The following is a 15,048-nucleotide window of genomic DNA, read 5'->3' as shown; positions in this document are numbered from 1 at the left end:
TCCTCATAAGGTGAGGAGTATTGGTGAGCGGTACCGAACATGCATGATCGAGGAGGACCTGCGGTGAGCGAGACGAGCCCCAAGCTGCGCGCCGAGCTGGACGGCATCCCCACGTACAAGCCCGGCAAGCCGGCGGCGGCCGACGGCCCGGTCGCCTTCAAGCTCTCCTCCAACGAGAACCCGTACCCGCCGCTGCCCGGCGTCATGGAGAGCGCCCTGGCCGCGGCGCGGAACTTCAACCGCTACCCCGACATGGCCTGTACCGGTCTGATCGGTGAGCTGGCCGAGCGGTTCGGGGTCCCCGCCACGCACCTGGCGACCGGCACGGGCTCGGTGGGCGTCGCCCAGTCGCTGCTGCAGTCCACCTCGGGCCCCGGCGACGAGGTGATCTACGCCTGGCGCTCCTTCGAGGCGTACCCGATCATCACGCAGATCAGCGGTGCGACGTCCGTGCCGGTGCCGCTGACCCCGGGTGAGGTGCACGACCTGGACGCGATGGCGGACGCGATCACCGACCGGACCCGGCTGATCTTCGTCTGCAACCCCAACAACCCGACCGGCACCGTGGTGCGCCGGGCCGAGCTGGAGCGCTTCCTGGACCGGGTGCCCTCGGACGTGCTGGTCGTGCTGGACGAGGCGTACCGCGAGTTCATCCGCGACGCGGACGTCCCGGACGGTATCGAGATCTACCGCGACCGCCCCAATGTGGCGGTGCTGCGCACGTTCTCCAAGGCGTACGGGCTCGCGGGGCTGCGGGTCGGCTTCGCGATCGCCCATGAGCCGGTGGCCGCCGCCCTGCGCAAGACGGCGGTGCCGTTCGGCGTCTCGCAGCTCGCGCAGGACGCGGCGGTCGCCTCGCTGCGGGCGGAGGACGAGCTGCTGGGACGGGTCGGCTCGCTGGTGTGCGAGCGCATCCGCGTGCACGAGGCGCTGGTGAAGCAGGGCTGGACGGTCCCGGAGACGCAGGCCAACTTCGTCTGGCTGCGGCTCGGCGAGCGCACGTTCGACTTCGCGGCCGCCTGCGAGAAGGCGGGCGTCGTCGTGCGGCCGTTCGCGGGCGAGGGCGTGCGCGTGACGATCGGCGAGGACGAGGCCAACGACCTGTTCCTGCACACCGCCGAGACCTTCCGCGCGTCCCTCTAGGTCTCGGGCCCGATCGGTCCGGCTCTCAGGCCCGGTCGGTCGCGACCTGTTCCACCCGGACCGGGTCGCCGTCGCGGACGGACGCGAGCCGGCGCGGGTCGCCGTCGATGCGGCCGAGGACATTGCACGGGCTCGCGAGACGGCACTCTCCCCCGAACTCCGTTCGGGGGGACCCCCAGCCCCGGGAGATGGGCGTCGGACCGTAGGGCAGCGCCAGGGCGTCGCCGTCGGTCCAGAACGCGACCGTGCCCGGCTCGACGACCTGGCGCGCGTCCGGTTCCGGGGCGGGGGAGACGGGGGTCTCGAAGTAGACCTCCTCTCCCCAGGTCCGCGCGGTCGCGGAGAACGGCAGAACCCCCATGAGCGCCTTGCTCGTGGGGGTTTCGTCGATCGTGGCGGTCAGCTGCCCGGTGGGCCAGGAGATGCGTATCTGCATGCCCAGGATTCAACAATATGTTGAAAATTTTGGGAAGAGGGCCCCTAGGGGGACCCCGGTAGGCACTACGGATTTCGTTTAAGCCATAATTGCTTGTGAATGTGAACGCGTTCACAAGCTCGCCCGTCTTGATCCCGTATGGAAGGGAATGGGTGGGCGACCGCGGTGACCACGCCGATGTAAGGAGAGACGACGTGGACCTGAACCTGGCGCTGGCGCCCGAGACCTTGGCGCGCTGGCAGTTCGGCATCACCACCGTCTACCACTTCCTCTTCGTGCCCCTGACGATCTCGCTCGCCGCGCTCACGGCCGGACTGCAGACGGCCTGGGTGCGGACGGAGAAGGAGAAGTACCTCAGGGCCACCAAGTTCTGGGGCAAGCTGTTCCTGATCAACATCGCCATGGGCGTGGTGACCGGGATCGTGCAGGAGTTCCAGTTCGGCATGAACTGGTCCGACTACTCGCGCTTCGTCGGGGACATCTTCGGTGCGCCGCTCGCCTTCGAGGCACTGATCGCGTTCTTCTTCGAGTCGACGTTCATCGGCCTGTGGATCTTCGGGTGGGACAAGCTGCCCAAGAAGATCCATCTGGCCTGCATCTGGATGGTCTCGATCGGCACGCTGCTGTCGGCGTACTTCATCCTCGCGGCCAACTCCTGGATGCAGCACCCCGTCGGCTACCGGATCAACGAGGAGAAGGGCCGCGCCGAGCTGACCGACTTCTGGGCGGTCCTGACCCAGAACACCACGCTCAACCAGGTCTTCCACAGCTTCTCGGCGGCCTTCCTGACCGGCGGCGCGTTCATGGTCGGCATCGCCGCCTTCCACCTGATGCGCAAGAAGCACATCCCGGTGATGCGGACCTCGCTCCGGCTCGGTCTGGTCACCCTGGCGGTCGGCGGCCTGCTCACCGCGGTCAGCGGGGACACCCTCGGCAAGGTCATGTACGAGCAGCAGCCGATGAAGATGGCCGCTGCCGAGGCACTGTGGGACGGCGAGGAGCCGGCGCCCTTCTCCGTGTTCGCGTACGGGGACGTCGACAAGGGGCACAACAAGGTCGCCCTGGAGATACCCGGGCTGCTGTCCTTCCTCGCCCACAGCGACTTCGACTCGTACGTGCCCGGCATCAACGACACCAACAAGGCGCTGCAGGAGAAGTTCGGCCCCGGTGACTACAAGCCCATCGTCCCGGTCGCCTACTGGGGCTTCCGCTGGATGATCGGCTTCGGTATGGCCTCCTTCTCCCTCGGCCTGCTGGGCCTGTGGCTCACACGGAAGAAGTTCCTGCTGCCGGCCGCCCTGCGGACCGGCGAGGACGAGGTGCCGCACCTGGCACTCCTGCGAAAGCCGCTCGGGACAAGGCTCACCCGGCTGTACTGGCTCCTGGCGCTCTGGACGATGGCGTTCCCGCTGATCGCCAACTCCTGGGGCTGGATCTTCACCGAGATGGGCCGGCAGCCCTGGGTCGTCTACGGCGTGATGCAGACCCGGGACGCGGTCTCCCCCGGTGTGTCCCAGGCGGAGGTCATCACCTCGATGACCGTCTTCACCCTGCTCTACGCGGTGCTCGCCGTGATCGAGGTCAAGCTGCTCGTGAAGTACGTCAAGGCGGGACCGCCCGAGCTGACGGAAGCCGACCTCAACCCGCCCACCCGGATCGGCGGCCACGACCGTGACGCCGACCGGCCGATGGCCTTCTCGTACTGAGACCGCTGAGGAGCTTGAGGCATGGAACTCCACAACGTCTGGTTCGTACTCATCGCCTTTCTGTGGATCGGCTACTTCTTCCTGGAGGGTTTCGACTTCGGAGTCGGTGTCCTGACGAAGCTGCTCGCCCGTGACCGGGCCGAGCGCCGGGTGCTGATCAACACCATCGGGCCCGTCTGGGACGGCAACGAGGTGTGGCTGCTGACCGCGGGCGGTGCGACCTTCGCGGCCTTCCCCGAGTGGTACGCCACTCTCTTCTCCGGCTTCTACCTGCCGTTGCTGCTGATCCTGGTCTGCCTGATCGTGCGCGGTGTCGCCTTCGAGTACCGGCACAAGCGGGACGAGGAGCGCTGGCAGACCAACTGGGAACACGCGATCTTCTGGACGTCGCTGCTGCCCGCCGTGCTGTGGGGCGTGGCGTTCGGCAACATCGTGCGCGGCGTGAAGATCGACGAGAACAAGGAGTACGTGGGCGGGCTGATCGACCTGCTCAATCCGTACGCGCTGCTGGGCGGGCTCGTGACGCTCACTCTGTTCACCTTCCACGGCACGGTCTTCGCCGCGCTGAAGACGGTGGGGGACATCCGGGTGCGGGCAAGGGCACTGGCGCTGAAGCTGGGGCTCGTCACCGCTGCCGTGGCGCTGGTCTTCCTGGCCTGGACGCAGGCGTCCCGAGGCGACAGCACCAGTCTGGTCGCCATGGTGGTCGCCGTCACGGCGCTGGTCGGTGCGGTCGGAGCCATCAGGGCGGGACGCGAGGGATGGTCGTTCGCGCTGTCGGGAGTGACCATCGCGGCGGCCGTGGCGATGCTGTTCCTGACGCTCTTCCCGAATGTCATGCCCTCCACGCTCGACGACGCCTGGAGCCTGACGGTCACCAACGCCTCGTCGAGCCCGTACACCCTGAAGATCATGACCTGGCTGGCGGCGGTCGCCACACCGCTGGTGCTGCTCTACCAGGGCTGGACGTACTGGGTGTTCCGCAAGCGGATCGGCGTCCAGCACCTCGCCGACTCCCACTAGCGAGGGATGTTTCACGTGAAACCGATCGACCCCCGGCTCCTGCGGTACGCCCGTGCCACCCGCCTCTTCCTGGGCGCGGTGGTGGTTCTCGGGCTCGTCGGCGCGGTGCTCGTCATCGCGCAGGCGATGCTCATCGCCGAGGTCGTGGTCGGCGCCTTCCAGCGAGGGCTGACCGTGTCGGGGCTGTCGGCGCCGCTGGTGCTGCTGGCGGGCGTCGCTGCCGGCCGTGCGCTCGTCTCCTGGCTGACCGAGCTGGCGGCCCACCGGGCGAGCGCGGCGGTCAAGTCGGAGCTGCGCGGCCGGATGCTGGCGCGGGCGGCCGAGCTGGGCCCCGGCCCGGTGGGCGGCACCGGCCCGGCCGGGGGCGGCACCGGTGCTCTGGTCACGCTTGCGACGCGCGGCATCGACGCCCTGGACGACTACTTCTCGCGCTACCTTCCGCAGCTGGGGCTCGCGGTCGTGGTCCCGGTCGCCGTGCTTGCCCGGATCGTGACCGAGGACTGGGTCTCGGCCGCGATCATCGTGGTGACGCTGCCCCTGATCCCGCTGTTCATGGTGCTCATCGGCTGGGCCACCCAGTCCCGGATGGACCGTCAGTGGCAGCTGTTGTCACGGCTCTCCGGGCACTTCCTGGACGTCGTGGCCGGACTGCCGACGCTCAAGGTGTTCGGGCGGGCCAAGGCGCAGGCGGAGTCGATCCGGTCGATCACCACGCAGTACCGGCAGGCGACGGTCCGCACGCTGCGGATCGCCTTCCTGTCGTCGTTCGCACTGGAGCTGCTGTCCACGCTGTCGGTGGCACTGGTGGCCGTCAGTATCGGCATGCGGCTCGTCCACGGCGAACTCGATCTGTACACCGGCCTGGTGATCCTCATCCTCGCCCCCGAGGCGTATCTGCCGCTGCGCCAGGTCGGAGCGCAGTACCACGCGGCGGCCGAGGGTCTCGCGGCCGCCGAGGAGATCTTCGAGGTGCTCGGCACCGAGCCGACGCGCACCGGCGGCGGGCCGGTCCCGGACGAGCTCCGGCTGGAGTTCACCGCGGTGACCGTACGCCGTCCCGGGCGCGACGAGGCCGCTCCCCGCGCGGCCTCGCTCGTGGTGGAACCCGGCGAGACGGTGGCCGTGGTCGGGGAGAGCGGCGTCGGCAAGTCGACGCTGCTGGACGTGCTGATGGGGTTCGTGGAACCGACCGAGGGGCGGGTGCGGATCGGCGGCACCGACCTCGCCGCCGTCGACCCTGAGCTCTGGCGGCAGCAGATCGCCTGGGTGCCGCAGCGCCCGTACCTCTTCGCCGGGACGATCGCGGAGAACGTACGGCTGGCCCGCCCGGACGCCGACGACGCGGCGGTGCACGCCGCCCTGCGGGAGGCGGGAGCGTACGACTTCGTCAGCGCACTCCCCCAGGGCGCGGGCACGGTACTCGGTGAGGACGGCGCGGGGCTGTCCGCCGGACAGCGGCAACGGCTCGCGCTCGCCCGGGCGTTCCTGGCCGACCGGCCACTGGTGCTGCTCGACGAGCCGACCGCCGCGCTCGACGGCATGACGGAGGCGGGCGTCGTCGAGGCCGTGGGCCGGCTGGCGCAGGGGCGCACGGTCCTGCTCGTGGTCCACCGCCCGGCCCTGCTGGCCGTGGCGGACCGTGTGGTCACGCTCACCCGCGCCGACGGAGGTTCCGCCACGGGGCACGGTGACGCCGTACCGGCGCAGGCGCCCGCGGCGGTCCGGCCGGACGAGGAGGCCGGCGCGGAGCCGTCCGGTGCACGGGCTGACGCCCCGGACGGCGCACGGTCTCCGCTGCTCAGGGTCCGTGCGGCGGCGGACGGACTGCGCGGCCGGCTCGCCCTGGCCCTGTTGCTGGGAAGCCTCGCCCTCGGATCGGCGGTCGGACTGATGGCCGTGTCCGGATGGCTGATATCCCGGGCGTCCGAACAGCCGCCGGTGCTCTACCTGATGGTGGCGGTCACGGCCACCCGCGCCTTCGGCATCGGACGGGCCGTCTTCCGGTACGCCGAGCGACTGGTCTCCCACGACGCGGTGCTCCGCATGCTCGCCGAGACGCGGGTCGCGGTCTACCGGCGGCTGGAGCGGATCGCGCCCGCCGGGCTGCGCCGGACCCGGCGCGGGGACCTCCTCTCGCGGCTGGTCGCCGACGTGGACGCCCTCCAGGACTACTGGCTGCGCTGGATGCTTCCGGCGGGCGCGGCCGTCGTCGTCGGCGCGGCCTCCGTCGGGTTCACCGCCTGGCTGCTGCCCGAGGCGGGGGCCGTCCTCGCCGCCGGCCTGCTGGCCGCGGGCGTGGGCGTGCCGCTGCTGAGCGGGGCCGTCGCCCGGCGGGCCGAGCGGCAGTTGGCGCCGGCGCGCGGAGTGCTCGCCACCACGGTGGCCGACCTGCTGCGCGGAACGGCCGAACTGACCGTCGCCGGGGCGCTGCCCCGGCGGCTCGCGGCCGCGCGGGACGCGGACCGGATCCTGACCGGCATCGCCGCGCGCGGAGCGGCCGCCACCGCACTCGGCGGCGGGCTCTCGTCGCTGATCTGCGGCCTGACCGTGGTGGGTGCCGCGTTCGCCGGCATCCAGGCGGTGCACGACGGCCGGCTCACCGGCGTCTGCCTGGCGGTCGTGGTCCTCACACCGCTCGCCGCCTTCGAGACGGTCGTCGGACTGCCGCTCGCCGTGCAGTACCGCCGCCGGGTCGAGCGCAGCGCCGAGCGAGTCCACGAGGTGCTGGACGCGCCTGTGCCCGTGCACGAGCCGTCGCACCCGGCCGCACCGCCCGCCACCGCTTTCCCGCTGGAACTGCGCGGCATCGGCGCCCGGTACGCCGGGCAGGAGGCGGACGCGCTGAGCGGCGTCGACCTGACCCTCACGGCGGGCAGGCGGGTGGCCGTCGTCGGCGCCTCCGGGTCGGGGAAGACCACGCTCGCCCACGTGCTGCTCCGCTTCCTCGACGCCGGCTCGGGGACGTACACGCTCGGCGGCGTCCCGGCCGAGGCCCTGGAGGGCGACGCGGTACGGCGTCTCGTGGGGCTGTGCGCCCAGGACGCCCACATCTTCGACAGCACGCTGCGGGAGAACCTGCGCCTCGCACGTCCGGAGGCCACGGAGGACGATCTCCGGCGGGCGCTCGGCGAGGCCCGCCTGCTGGACTGGGCCGACGCGCTGCCCGAGGGGCTCGACACGCTCGTGGGGGAACACGGAGCCCGCCTCTCCGGCGGCCAGCGCCAACGGCTCGCCCTGGCACGGGCGCTGCTCGCGGACTTCCCGGTACTCGTCCTCGACGAGCCCGCCGAGCATCTCGACCTGGCGACCGCCGACGCGCTCACCGCCGACCTGCTCGCGGCCGCGGAGAAGCGAAGCGGCGCGGGCCCGGCGACCGTACTGATCACACATCGTCTGCGCGGTCTGGAGGCCGTCGACGAGGTCGTGGTGCTGGAGGCGGGGCGCGTCGTGCAGCGCGGGCCTTACGACGCGCTCGCCCTGGTGGAGGGGCCGTTGCGGTCGATGCGGGAGCGGGAGCGGGCCGCCGACGCCCACGGCTCCCGACTTTCTGCCTCACCGGCCTCGACAGCATGACCATGCCGTCGCCGGGGAAGCCGTCCGACACCGCGGGCGGGGCCCGCGGCCCCCTGGCGCGGACTGGAGATCGTTGCGGTCTCTTCCGACACCCGGCCACGTCGCGCGGAGTGGTGATCCCGGGACCGCGGCACTGCCCGCCGGGACGGAGGGCCTCCGGATGACCGTGGCCGACGACGGCGTGGGCATCCCGGACGGGGGCCGGCGCAGCGGGCTGCGCGATCCGGCGCGCTGTGCCGAGTCATCGGGCGGGTCGAGCGGCGAGGGACCGGGCACCGGGGACGGCGGCGCGGGCACGACGGTCTTCTGGGAGGCGCCGCTGTAGGTCCCGCGGGGCCGTTCGGCGGGCGTCTGTCGCCCGAGCGCGGTGCCTGCTGAGCCAGGTGGCCGTACGACACCGCACCGTTGCCCGACTTGGCGGCGAAGCCGGGTGACGATCACGGAATGTGCTTGAGACACCGTGACAGGCTGATGATCGTTCCGGTGGTGCTGTGCACGCTCCTCGGTGCGCCGGCATCCGCCGCGGCGTCCGAGAAGCCGAAGCTGTGGGCCGCCGCTTCCGAGCTGCCGCCCGTTCCTGACCAGCCCGAGCCGCCGGTCCCTGACCAGCCCGCGCCTCCCGTACTCGACCGGCCCGCGCCCCTCGCCCCGGAGGCCGATCAGCCCGCGCCCCCTGTCGCCGTCGAAGTGGCACGGCTGTTCGCCGACGCGGCCAAGGCCACAGCGGCGTACGAGCGGAGCAGCCGCGCGGCGGAGGCGCAGCGCGTCACGGCGGAGAAACTCCAGTCCAGACTGGCGGAGCAGAGGGCGGAGCTCGGAGCCATCCACGACTCCATCGGCGGCGTCGCACGCGAGCAGTACCGCACCGGCGGTTCCCTTGCCCACGCCGCACGGCTGCTGCTCGCCGACAACCCCGACGCGCTGCTGCGTGGCTACCGTGTCGCGGCGCAGACGGAGCGGGCGGTGAACCTGCTGCTGGAGCGGGCCCGGCTGGCCGAGCGGCAGCTCGGACGGGCCGAGCAGAAGGCGCAAGCCGCCTGGCGGAATCTCGCCACGCGCAACGCGCAGCTCGCGGTGGTCAAGCGGGGCATCGAGGCGAAACTGGAGACCGCGCAGTGGCAGCTGCAGAGCGAGGCCGACGCCAGCGTGGCGGCGGGCTCCTGCGCGGGCGCCGTACGCCTCGAGCAGCCCGAGCTGCCCCAAGGCGGGCCCGAGTGGGTCACGCCCGTCGAGGACTACAGCCTGTCCGCCGGGTTCGACAGTGTCGGCGAGCGCTGGGCTCGGCGGCACACGGGGCAGGACTTCGCGGTCGGCATCGGCGCGCCGGTGCGTGCGATCGGGGCGGGCCGGGTGGTCTCGGTGTCCTGCGGCGGCGGCTTCGGCATCGAGATCGTGGTCGAGCACCCGGGCGGCTACTACTCCCAGTACGCGCACCTGGCCGGGGTGACCGTGGACCAGGGCGAGCAGGTGCGCACCGGGCAGTGGATCGGCCAGGCCGGCACGTCGGGCAACTCGACGGGGCCGCACCTGCACTTCGAGGTGCGGCTCACGCCCTACCTGGGGTCGGGAGTCGACCCGCTGGCCTGGCTGCGGTCGCACGGTGTCCCGGTGTAGCGCAGCCGTCGCGCCGGCGACGGGCAGCCCGTCCCCGGCGACCGAGGCCGGGGCCCGTCAGCCCCGCGCCCGCGCGTGCCGGGTGAGGATCTGCTCGATGACGACGGCGACACCGTCGTCGTTGTTGGCGACGGTCCGCCCGGAGGCGGCGGCGACGACGTCCGGATGGGCGTTGCCCATCGCGTACGAGGTGCCTGCCCAGGTCAGCATCTCCACGTCGTTGGGCATGTCCCCGAAGGCCACGACCTCGTCGGACGAGATCCCGCGCTCCGCGCAGCACAGGGCGAGCGTGCTGGCCTTGCTCACGCCCAGGCCGCTGATCTCCAGCAGGGCGGTCGGGCTGGAGCGCGTGACGGAGGCGAGGTCCACGGTGGCCGTGCGGGCCAGCGCCAGGAACCCGTCGGGGGTCAGCTCGGAGTGGTGGGCCAGCAGCTTGAGCACGGGGGCGCCCAGGCCGGGCCGCGGTTCGTGGAGCAGCTTCTCGGCCCTGGCGACGGTCGCGCCCGGGTCGAGGTGGAAGGGCGGGTACTCCGGCTCGTAGTGGATGCCGGTGGCCAGTTCGACGGCGAACGACGTGCCGGGGGCCGCGGCCCGCAGGGCGGTCACCACGTCGAGCGCGTTCGCCCTCGGCAGGTCACGGACCTTGAGCAGCTGCCCGCCGGAGTGCAGGTCCACGACGGCCGCGCCGTTCGCGCAGATCGCGAGGCCGTGGCCGTGGACGTGGTCGCTCACGACGTCCATCCAGCGGGCCGGGCGGCCGGTCACGAAGAAGACCTCGATCCCGGCCTCCTCGGCGGCGGCGAGTGCGGCGATGGTCCGGTCGGAGACGGACTTGTCGTCGCGCAGCAGTGTGCCGTCGAGGTCGGTGGCGATCAGCCGGGGCGTCGCGGGCAGGTGGCGGGGATCGGTAGCTGAGGTCACTGGGACATTCTCCCGTACCGGGTGCACGGGCGTGCGGGAGGGCGCACATCTGAGGGGGCGGCTTTCCCGCGCGCCGCCCCGTACGCTCGATGCATGCGTTTGAGTACCGTGATCCTTCCCGTACGACCCTGGCACGACGGCGGCCGCGACCAGTGGCTGCGCGCCGAGCAGCTCGGTTTCCACGCCGCGTACACCTATGACCACCTGTCGTGGCGGACCTTCCGGGACGGGCCCTGGTACGGCGCCGTTCCGACGCTGACCGCCGCTGCGGCCGCGACCGAGCGGCTGCGGCTGGGCACGCTCGTGACCTCCCCCAACTTCCGGCACCCGGTGACCCTCGCCAAGGAGCTGATCTCCCTGGACGACATCTCCGGCGGCCGGATCACGCTCGGTATCGGCGCGGGCGGTGTCGGCTTCGACGCCACGGCGCTCGGGCAGGAGGCGTGGACGCCGCGGGAGCGGGCCGACCGGTTCGCCGAGTTCGTGCCGCTGCTCGACAGGCTGCTGACCGAGGAGGCCGTCACCCACGAGGGGACCTTCTACTCGGCGGTCGAGGCGCGCAACATCCCCGGCTGCGTCCAGCGCCCGCGGCTGCCGTTCGCCGTCGCCGCCACCGGGCCGCGGGGACTGAGGCTCGCCGCCGCGCACGGGCAGGCGTGGGTGACGACCGGTGACCCGAAGCTGTTCGAGACGGGGACGCCCGAGCAGTCGATCGAGGCCCTCCGCGGGCAGATGGACAAGCTGTCGAAGGCATGCGCCGACGTCGGCCGGGACGAAGGCGAACTGGAGAAGATCCTGCTGACCGGGTTCACCCCCGACCGGGGGCGGCCGCTGGAATCGCTGGACGCGTTCGTCGACTTCGCGGGCCGGCACGTCGCGCTCGGTTTCGACGAGATCGTGATCCACGCGCCCATCCCCGACTCGGTCTTCGCCGCCGACCAGGCCGTCTTCGAGCAGATCGCGACGGAGGCCCTGGGACAGCTCCGCCGCTGACCGGCGGCGGCGTCCACACGCCCCGTCCCCCCGCCCCGGCCACACGACCGCTCGCAGCACCGGCGGCTCAGGGGCGCCCGGGGGAGCGAGACGGGCGGGGGGCCGCTAGACACCCGGGAAGCGGATGAACTCCGGGGGTACCGAGGCCGTCAGCCACACGCCGTTGGCGCTGACCCGGAAGACATGGCCCGCCCGGTGCAGCGCGCCGGCGTGGACGGCCAGCACCACGGGGCGCCCCCGGCGGGCGCCGACGCGGGTGGCGGTCTCCCGGTCGGGCGAGAGGTGGACGTCGTGGCGGTTCATCGGGCGCAGTCCCTCGGCGCGGATCGCGTCCAGGCTGCGCGCGACGGTGCCGTGGTACAGGTACTCGGGCGGTTCGGCCGGCGGGAGCCCGAGATCGACGTCCACCGTGTGGCCCTGGTTGGCGCGGATACGGGCTCCGTCGACGGTGAAGCGCTTCTTGTCGTTGACGGCCACGACATGATCGAGCTCGGCGCGGGTGAAGCGGAAGCCATGCTCCGCTGCCGCGCGCATCAGCTCGTCGATCGGCACCCAGCCGTTCGCGTCGAGGGTGATGCCGATCCGCTCCGGCTGGTGCCGCAGATGCTTCGAGAGGTACTTCGACACCTTGACGGTGCGCCGGTCGTCCGGGGAGGCGCCGACGGGTCTTGCGTTCATACCTTCAGCGTGCCCCGACGATGTCGGCCACGCCACTGGAATTTTTTTGCGCCCCGAATGTTTGGTCCACAACCAACTCGGCTTATCCACAGGGAGATTGACAAATCTGTGGACAACAGCCGTGTCATTTACCCTATTTGACCAAATTCTCTTTCACTGTTGTGTGTTGCGGTTAGTGAGTCCAACGTCCGTGCCCGCACCTCGCGTTCGGCGGCCGCCGCGATGAACGCGGCAGCATGTACCTCGCCAACCAGATTCCGTACAGCGTCCATTGTGCGCACGGGCGACATCACCGGACGCTGCTCCTGCTCCGCAGGTGCCGGGCCGCCCGACGACAGGTGCCGCTGGAGGTGCCGGGAGGCGAAGACCCCCATCGCACGCGCCAGTTCCGCGTCGACCGTCTGCTGTGCGAGCTAGGGAAGACGCCGGACCAGAACGGCCGCTTCCGCCGCTTCCGCGTCCGTCGGCGGCCGGTGCCCCGGAAACCGGGCGAAGACGTGCTCGGCCGTGAACTCCAGGAAGTGCGCGGCGATGTGCTCGACCTGCCCCCGAAGCTCCTTGAGCCGCCCGGAGATTGCCGACAGCGGCACACCGGCGGCGTGCAACTCAGCGGCCGCGGCCAGCTCTTGCGGGCTCGGTACCAGGAACTCGTCCTCGCGGCCCGGGATCCGTTCCAGCACGCCGAGCTCCACGGCGTCGGCAAGCGACTCCTCATCGGCCGACCCCCCGAATTTCTCGGCCAGTTCGGCCCGGGTGACGCGTGCCGCCTCCTCGTCGGTCCACGGCCCCTGCACCTCGACGACGAGCCCGAGCACCCCGCCCAGGCCGCGGCCCGCGTCCCACGCCTCCAGCAACTCCTTGATCGATGCGGCGTGTAGCCGCGGTCGAGGAGATCCGCGATCCGACGCAGCCTGGTGAGGTGCGACGCCGATCCGTACACGCTGGCCCGGCCGCGCCGCTCGGGCCGGGGGCAGCAACCGGCGGTCCTGGTAGGCGCGGATGGTGCGGACCGTGGCACCGCTGTGATGCGCCAGATCCGCGATCCGGTACTCGGCGCCGCTCACAGGGGAGGTTCCATCCGGGCGAGCGCGCGCAGCACCCTCGGCGTGAACCGCGCCATGACACGGGCGCCCCGCGCCTCCGGCGTCACGGGCACCACCGCCTGGTTCCTCATGACGGCCCTCAGGACCGCCTCGGCGACCTTCTCCGGCGGGTAGTTGCGCAGCCCGTACAGCCGGGCCGCCTTCTTCTGCCGCCGCTTCTGCTCCGCCTCGTCCGCCCCGGCGAAGCGCGCCGTCGCGGTGATGTCGGTGTTCACGATGCCGGGGCAGATCACGGAGACGCCGATGCCCCGGCCGGCGAGCTCCGCGCGCAGGCACTCGCTGAGCATCAGCACGGCCGCCTTGGACGTGCTGTACGCGGAAAGCGTCCGGGACGGCAGATAGGCGGCGGCCGACGCGACGTTGACGATGTGGCCGCCCTGGCCGCGTTCCGCCATCCGGCCCCCGAAGAGCCGGCAGCCGTGGATCACGCCCCACAGGTTGACGTCGAGGACCTTCTTCCAGTCGTCGGTGCTCGTGTCGAGGAACGAGCCCGACAGGCCGATCCCGGCGTTGTTGACGAGGACGTCCACCACCCCGTACTCCGTGGTGACCTTCTCGGCCAGCTTCTCCATCGCCTGCTCGTCGCCCACGTCGACGGTCTCGGCCCAGGCGTCGGCCGCCCCCGTCAGCCGCGCAAGCTCCGCGGTCCGGGCGGCGCCCTCCGCGTCCCGGTCCACCGCGACGACGCGCGCCCCGGCCTCGGCGAAGGCGAAGGCGGTGGCCCGCCCTATGCCGCTCGCCGCGCCCGTCACGAGCACGAGCCGGCCGCCGAACCGCTGTGCGTACGGCCCCTGCGGCGCCGCCGCGGAAGGAGGGCCCGAGGGTGCCGTGCCGGACTCGTGGGCCGTGACGAAGTCGCCGATCCAGGCCGCCAGTTGGTCCGGGCGGGTGCGCGGCACCCAGTGCTGGGCGGCCAGGGTGCGGCGGGTGAGCCGCGGCACCCAGGCGTCGAGGTCGTCGTAGAGCCGCTCCGACAGGAAGGCGTCACCGGTCGGCGTGATCAGCTGGACCGGCGCGTGCGCGTAGGCGTCGGCGCGGGGGCGGCGCAGCCGTGCCCGGACGTTGTCCCGGTAGAGCCAGGCCCCGTGCGCCGCGTCCCGGGGCAGCGAGGCCGTCGGATAGTCCCCGGCGGCCACGCGCTCGACGCGCTCCAGCATCCTGGGCCACCGCTTGCCCAGCGGCCCGCGCCAGGCCAGCTCCGGCAGCACCGGCGTGTGCAGCAGGTACACGTACCAGGACTTGGCGCCCTGGCCGAGGAGCTGTCCGACGCGGCGCGGGGTGGGCCGGCGCATCCGCTGCTTGATCCAGTGCCCGAAATGGTCCAGGGACGGCCCGGACACGGAGGTGAACGAGGCGATGCGGCCCTCGGTGCGCCGGACCGTGACGAACTCCCAGGACTGCACCGACCCCCAGTCGTGCCCCACGAGGTGCACCGGCCGGTCCGGACTCACCGCGTCGGCCACGGCGAGGAAGTCGTCCGTCAGCTTCTCCAGCGTGAAGCCGCCGCGCAGCGGGACGGGGGCGGTGGAGGCGCCGTGGCCCCGGACGTCGTACAGCACGACGTGGAAGCGGTCGGCGAGCCCGGCCGCGACCTCGGACCAGACCTCCTTGCTGTCCGGATAACCGTGCACCAGCAGCACGGTCGGCCGCGTCTCGTCGCCCAGCTCGGCGACGCACAGCTCGACACCGCCCGTACGGACCCGGCGCTCGCGCGCCCCCTGCAGACCGCTCACCGGATCATCTCCCCTCCGCCCGGCACCGCACCTGCGGCAGGTCGCCGGCCCCCGGGCACGAGACCACGCCACCGTCCGTCTCCCGGGCGACTACGAGCCGTAACGCGACACCGATGAATGTGACC

The 15,048-nt window shown here is 72.0% G+C and carries 10 protein-coding genes and 2 pseudogenes; 7 read left to right on the top strand and 5 right to left on the bottom strand.

The genetic code is table 11. From position 1 onward, the window contains the following. Nucleotides 1-63 precede the first annotated feature (63 nt). A complete protein-coding gene (gene hisC / locus ACWD0A_RS02020; RefSeq protein ID WP_451293711.1) occupies nucleotides 64-1,143 on the top strand; it encodes a histidinol-phosphate transaminase in 1,080 nt (359 codons plus the stop codon). A gap of 25 nt (nucleotides 1,144-1,168) precedes the next feature. On the opposite strand, the gene ACWD0A_RS02015 is transcribed toward hisC, so the two are convergent. Continuing rightward, on the bottom strand, nucleotides 1,169-1,579 hold the full coding sequence (locus ACWD0A_RS02015; RefSeq protein WP_451293709.1) for a cyclophilin-like fold protein: 411 nt from the start codon (nucleotides 1,577-1,579) through the stop codon (nucleotides 1,169-1,171). Between the two features lie 200 nt (nucleotides 1,580-1,779). Between ACWD0A_RS02015 and ACWD0A_RS02010 the strand changes: the two genes are divergently transcribed. From ACWD0A_RS02010 to ACWD0A_RS01990, 5 genes and pseudogenes are all read left to right on the top strand, one after another. Further along, nucleotides 1,780-3,285, top strand: a complete 1,506-nt coding sequence (locus ACWD0A_RS02010; RefSeq protein WP_451294029.1) for a cytochrome ubiquinol oxidase subunit I — start codon at nucleotides 1,780-1,782, stop codon at nucleotides 3,283-3,285. 21 nt (nucleotides 3,286-3,306) lie between these two features. Next, nucleotides 3,307-4,308, top strand: a complete 1,002-nt coding sequence (gene cydB, locus ACWD0A_RS02005) for a cytochrome d ubiquinol oxidase subunit II (protein ID WP_451293707.1) — start codon at nucleotides 3,307-3,309, stop codon at nucleotides 4,306-4,308. 15 nt (nucleotides 4,309-4,323) lie between these two features. Next, entirely contained in the window at nucleotides 4,324-7,881 is a 3,558-nt protein-coding gene (gene cydD / locus ACWD0A_RS02000; protein ID WP_451293705.1) for a thiol reductant ABC exporter subunit CydD, read from the top strand. 124 nt (nucleotides 7,882-8,005) lie between these two features. Next, nucleotides 8,006-8,206, top strand: a pseudogene (locus ACWD0A_RS01995) (histidine kinase); the annotation flags it as partial. A gap of 125 nt (nucleotides 8,207-8,331) precedes the next feature. Continuing rightward, on the top strand, nucleotides 8,332-9,495 hold the full coding sequence (locus ACWD0A_RS01990) for a M23 family metallopeptidase (RefSeq protein ID WP_451293703.1): 1,164 nt from the start codon (nucleotides 8,332-8,334) through the stop codon (nucleotides 9,493-9,495). A 57-nt stretch (nucleotides 9,496-9,552) separates the two neighbouring features. On the opposite strand, the gene ACWD0A_RS01985 is transcribed toward ACWD0A_RS01990, so the two are convergent. Continuing rightward, nucleotides 9,553-10,416 (bottom strand): HAD family hydrolase, encoded by an 864-nt coding sequence (locus ACWD0A_RS01985; RefSeq protein ID WP_451293701.1) that lies wholly within the window; start codon nucleotides 10,414-10,416, stop codon nucleotides 9,553-9,555. Nucleotides 10,417-10,509: 93 nt separating this feature from the next. On the opposite strand from ACWD0A_RS01985, the gene ACWD0A_RS01980 reads away from it, so the two are divergent. Beyond that, on the top strand, nucleotides 10,510-11,409 hold the full coding sequence (locus ACWD0A_RS01980; RefSeq protein WP_451293699.1) for an LLM class flavin-dependent oxidoreductase: 900 nt from the start codon (nucleotides 10,510-10,512) through the stop codon (nucleotides 11,407-11,409). 105 nt (nucleotides 11,410-11,514) lie between these two features. On the opposite strand, the gene ACWD0A_RS01975 is transcribed toward ACWD0A_RS01980, so the two are convergent. The 3 genes and pseudogenes from ACWD0A_RS01975 to ACWD0A_RS01965 form a co-directional block, all read right to left on the bottom strand. After that, the gene (locus ACWD0A_RS01975; RefSeq protein ID WP_451293697.1) at nucleotides 11,515-12,087 is read right to left on the bottom strand and encodes an RNA 2'-phosphotransferase; all 573 of its coding nucleotides are present in this window, start codon (nucleotides 12,085-12,087) and stop codon (nucleotides 11,515-11,517) included. Between the two features lie 128 nt (nucleotides 12,088-12,215). Further along, a pseudogene (locus ACWD0A_RS01970) lies at nucleotides 12,216-13,151 on the bottom strand (MerR family transcriptional regulator). After that, on the bottom strand, nucleotides 13,148-14,923 hold the full coding sequence (locus tag ACWD0A_RS01965) for an SDR family oxidoreductase (protein ID WP_451293695.1): 1,776 nt from the start codon (nucleotides 14,921-14,923) through the stop codon (nucleotides 13,148-13,150). The pseudogene ACWD0A_RS01970 and the gene ACWD0A_RS01965 overlap by 4 nt, the downstream one beginning before the upstream one ends. Nucleotides 14,924-15,048: the final 125 nt, after the last annotated feature.

This window comes from Streptomyces sp. NPDC002867, from assembly GCF_053591895.1.
Note: the sequence above shows the minus strand (reverse complement) of the source record. Positions and strands in the feature narration are given on the sequence as shown.